At 65.2% G+C, this 4,658-nt stretch carries 3 protein-coding genes; 2 read left to right on the top strand and 1 reads right to left on the bottom strand.

Annotation, left to right across the window (positions count from 1 at the left end; all coding sequences use genetic code 11):
• Positions 1-2,332: DNA translocase FtsK (locus EN906_RS23585; RefSeq protein ID WP_245484318.1), on the top strand; the 2,332-nt coding region annotated here is incomplete at its 5' end.
• Positions 2,333-2,403: 71 nt separating this feature from the next.
• Here the strand turns inward: EN906_RS23585 and fsa are convergent.
• Positions 2,404-3,060, bottom strand: a complete 657-nt coding sequence (fsa, locus tag EN906_RS23580) for a fructose-6-phosphate aldolase (RefSeq protein ID WP_127270489.1) — start codon at positions 3,058-3,060, stop codon at positions 2,404-2,406.
• Between the two features lie 90 nt (positions 3,061-3,150).
• Here fsa and priA point away from each other — a divergent pair.
• Positions 3,151-4,658 (top strand): primosomal protein N' (gene priA / locus EN906_RS23575; RefSeq protein WP_127375418.1); only part of this gene is annotated, 1,508 nt, incomplete at its 3' end.

Here is a 4,658-nt window from a genome sequence, read left to right as displayed (position 1 = left end):
GGCCAGGAAGCATCGTCCGCAGCACGAGCGTGTTGTCGAACACGCCGCGACTCGCCCAGCAGAGCAAGCCGTTGCGCAATCCATGATCAAAGGGGCGTCCTCCGCGCCTTCGCTCCTGGCATTGCCGGCTTCGGTGAAAAGCCCTGCTTCCCAGCCGCTGGCCGGCCACGCCACGCAAGGGCCACTGCCGCCGGCTGCTGCTTTTGTTGCCGCGGGGCGCGCCAGGGAGAAGGTGCCAGCCGTTGCGCCGATGCCGCCGAGGACGGCCGCGACGGGGCAGGCATCCGCGCGTGCGTCCGTTGCTCCGGGCGGCCCGATCAAAACGACCACTTCCGAAAGGCTGCGCTGGCCGTATCTTTCGGATCATGCCTTCTTCGAGGCCATGGCCCCCTATCTGGTCGACGTTTCGTCGCCGGCCCGGCAGACCGGTCCAGCGTCGCCTGCATCGCTCGCCGTGGCGCCAGTCACCGCTACGCCGATCGATATTCGCCCAGGGACCGATGCCACCGCATTGTTTCGTGTCATCGACTGCCTTCCGGGCCAGGCCTTGAAGCCGTTGCCGGATGCTTGGCCGGCCAATTCGAACCAGGCCGTCGCCCAACCCGGCGTGCCGGCGAGCGATGCGCCGTCGCCGGTCCAGCCTGTCGCAATCCCAGCCGCCAAAAGCGACGCCGTTTCCGCGTCGGCCGCGCCAAGTGTGAACGTCCCTGCCAGGGCCGTTGCCGCCCGCTCCGCGCGCTTGCCTGGGGCTGGAAAGGTCGTGCTGTCAACCGCGGGCGATCCCTATGAGCTTCCCTCGGAAGAGCTGTTGCAGCAGCCACCGGAGGGACAAGGCTTCTACATGTCGCAGGAGCGGCTCGAGCAGAACGCCGATCTGCTGGAAAGCGTGCTCGAGGACTTCGGCGTGCGCGGCGAGATCATTCATGTTCGCCCAGGCCCGGTGGTCACGCTCTATGAGTTCGAGCCGGCGCCGGGCGTCAAATCTTCTCGCGTCATCGGGCTTGCCGACGATATCGCCCGCTCCATGTCGGCGATTTCGGCGCGCGTCGCCGTCGTGCCTGGCCGCAACGTCATCGGCATCGAGCTCCCGAACGAGACGCGCGAAACCGTCTATTTCCGGGAGCTGATCGAATCGGAAGGCTTCCGCAAGACCAGCTGCAAGCTGGCGCTTTGTCTCGGCAAGACGATCGGCGGCGAGCCTGTTATCGCCGAGCTGGCGAAGATGCCGCATTTGCTCGTGGCCGGAACCACCGGCTCCGGCAAGTCGGTCGCCATCAACACCATGATCCTGTCGTTGCTCTACCGGCTGAAGCCGGAAGAATGCCGGCTGATCATGGTCGATCCCAAGATGCTCGAACTCTCTGTCTATGACGGCATCCCGCATCTTCTGACGCCCGTCGTCACGGATCCCAAGAAAGCCGTCACGGCGCTCAAATGGGCCGTGCGCGAAATGGAAGACCGGTATCGCAAGATGGCGCGGCTCGGTGTGCGCAACATCGACGGCTACAACGAGCGTGCCGCTCAAGCCCGCGACAAGGGCGAAACCGTCGTCATGACCGTGCAGACCGGCTTCGAAAAGGGCACCGGCGAACCGCTTTTCGAACAGCAGGAAATCGACCTCGCGCCGATGCCCTACATCGTCGTCATCGTCGACGAGATGGCCGACCTGATGATGGTCGCCGGCAAGGAGATCGAAGGCGCGATCCAGCGACTGGCGCAGATGGCGCGCGCTGCCGGCATTCACCTGATCATGGCAACGCAGCGCCCCTCGGTCGACGTCATCACCGGCACGATCAAGGCCAACTTCCCGACCCGGATTTCCTTCCAGGTGACATCGAAGATCGACAGCCGCACCATCCTGGGCGAGCAGGGCGCCGAACAATTGCTTGGCCAGGGCGACATGCTGCACATGATGGGCGGCGGGCGCATTTCGCGCGTGCATGGGCCGTTTGTTTCCGACGCCGAGGTCGAGCATGTGGTCGCGCATCTCAAGGCGCAAGGGCGCCCTGAATATCTGGAAACCGTGACGGCCGACGAGGACGAGGAAGAAATCGAAGAAGACCAGGGCGCGGTCTTCGACAAGGGATCCGTCGCAGCCGAAGACAGTGATGCGATCTACGACGAGGCGGTGAAGGTGGTGGTGCGCGACAAGAAGTGCTCGACGTCCTACATCCAGCGCCGCCTCGGCATCGGCTACAACCGCGCCGCGTCCCTGGTCGAGCGTATGGAAAAGGAAGGCCTGGTCGGCGCACCCAACCATGTCGGCAAACGCGAAATCATCATGGGCCGGCGCCCGCCGGCGAGCGCGCCCGAGGATGACGGCGCGGACTGATCGGCAGCCCGCTTGAAGCGCACATAAAAAAGGCCGGTTACCCGGCCTTTTTCACCACAAGCGCATTGGCCTCAGCCGATCTTCTGGCCGGTCTTTGCCCAGTCGGCGAGGAACTGTTCCAGGCCCTTGTCGGTCAGCGGGTGCTTGACCAGCGCCTTCAGGGTCGCCGGGGGGGCGGTCACGACATCGGCGCCGATGAGGGCCGCCTGCTTGACGTGGTTCACGGTGCGCACCGAAGCGACGAGGATCTCAGTCTGGAAATCGTAATTGTCGTAGATCTGCCTGATCTCCTGGATCAGCTCCATGCCGTCGATGCCGATGTCGTCGACGCGGCCGACGAAGGGCGAGATGAACGAGGCACCGGCCTTGGCCGCCAGCAGCGCCTGGTTGGCCGAAAAGCACAGCGTGACGTTGACCAGGCGGTTCATCTCGGTGCGGATCGTCTTGCAGGCCTTGAGACCGTCCAGCGTCAGCGGCACCTTGATGCAGACATTGTCGGCGATCTTGGCCAGAACCTTGGCCTGCTGCATCATCTCGGAATATTCAGTGGCGGTGACTTCAGCCGAGACCGGACCCTTGACGATGTCGCAGATCTCTTTGGTCACGTCGGCGATCTTGCCGCCGGATTTGAGGATCAGCGACGGATTGGTGGTGACGCCGTCGAGCAGCCCCAGATCGTTCAGCTCACGGATATCCTTGACGTCGGCGGTGTCGACAAAAAATTTCATGGCGGGTCTCCTGAAGATTTTCATGTGCATGTCATGCACATTCGGGGTCGGCCTTTGATCTAGACCAAAGTCAGGGCAAGGTCACGCCTCATGATCGAAGATTCGCCCTTTGTCGCAGCCGCACCGGTGCTGGTGCCGATGCCCGCCGAACGCCCCTACACCTATGCCGTGCCGGCCGGCATGCGCGTGGTGCCGGGCTCGATCGTGCGCGTGCCGCTCGGGCCGCGGCAGGTCGCCGGCATCGTCTGGGATGGCGCGGTCGAGAAGGTCGACGCGAAAAAGCTGCGCCCCATCGAACAGGTCTTCGACTGCCCGCCGATCGACCGAGCGATGCGCCGTTTCGTCGACTGGGTGGCGCAGTACACGCTGTCGCCTCCGGGCATGGTGGCGCGCATGCTGCTCAGGGCGCCGGAGGCTTTCGACCCCGAACCCTGGATCGAAGGGCTGCAGCGCACGCTCCTCGCACCCGACCGGATGACGGGCGCCAGGCAGCGTGTGCTGGAGACGGCCGAAGGCGGCCTTGCCTGGACGCGCTCCGGCCTCGCTCACGCCGCCGGCGTGTCATCGACGGTGATTGACGGCCTGAGGGCGCAAGGCGTGTTCGAGACTGTGATGATCCCGCCGCGCCCGGTGGTGGCCGCGCCCGATACCGGCTACGCCATTCCGGAACTGATGCCGGACCAGAGCGACGCGGCGCAGATGCTGCGCGCCAATGTCGCAGCCGGCGTGTTCAACGTTGCGCTGCTCGACGGCGTCACCGGATCCGGTAAGACCGAGGTCTATTTCGAGGCGGTGGCGGCTGCGCTCGACCAGGGCAGGCAGGTGCTGATCCTGCTGCCGGAAATCGCGCTGACGCATGCCTTTCTCGAGCGCTTCCAGCAGCGCTTCGGCGCCAAGCCGGGCGAATGGCATTCCGACCTGCCGCCGCGGATGCGCGAGCGGGTTTGGCGGCAAGTGGCGGAAGGCGGCGTGCGGGTCGTCGCCGGCGCGCGCTCGGCGCTGTTCCTGCCGTTCAAGGAGCTCGGCCTGATCGTCGTCGATGAGGAGCACGACCCTGCCTACAAGCAAGAGGACCGCGTCTTCTACAATGCGCGTGATATGGCCGTGGTGCGCGGCCATATCGGCAGCTTTCCGGTGGTGCTGGCGTCGGCGACGCCATCGGTCGAAAGCCGGGTCAATGCGAGCCAAGGTAAATACAACAGAGCCGTTCTTTCCGCTCGCTTCGCCGAGGCAGCACTTCCTCATCTGAAGGCGGTCGACATGCGGCGCGCGCCGCCGGCGCGTGGCGGCTTCCTGTCGCCGGTGCTGCTCGACCAGATGCGCCAGACGCTGGAGAGGAAGGAGCAGTCGCTATTGTTCCTCAACCGGCGCGGCTATGCGCCGCTGACGCTGTGCCGGGTCTGCGGCCACCGCTTCGGCTGCCCGGTCTGCTCGGCCTGGCTGGTCGAGCACCGTTTTCGCGGCCAGTTGGTCTGCCATCATTGCGGGCACAATGAGCGCCGCCCCGAAGCCTGCCCGGAATGCGGCACGCTCGATCATCTGGTCGCCTGCGGGCCGGGCGTCGAGCGGATCGCCGAGGAGGTCGTTACGCATTTTCC

The sequence above is a fragment of the Mesorhizobium sp. M7A.F.Ca.CA.004.06.1.1 genome (assembly GCF_003999135.1).
GTDB lineage: Bacteria > Pseudomonadota > Alphaproteobacteria > Rhizobiales > Rhizobiaceae > Mesorhizobium.
Note: the sequence above shows the minus strand (reverse complement) of the source record. Positions and strands in the feature narration are given on the sequence as shown.

Bases quoted from the DNA above. Each gene is read 5' to 3' on its own strand.
- fsa (WP_127270489.1), bottom strand. From the start codon at position 3,060: ATGAAATTTTTTGTCGACACCGCCGACGTCAAGGATATCCGTGAGCTG.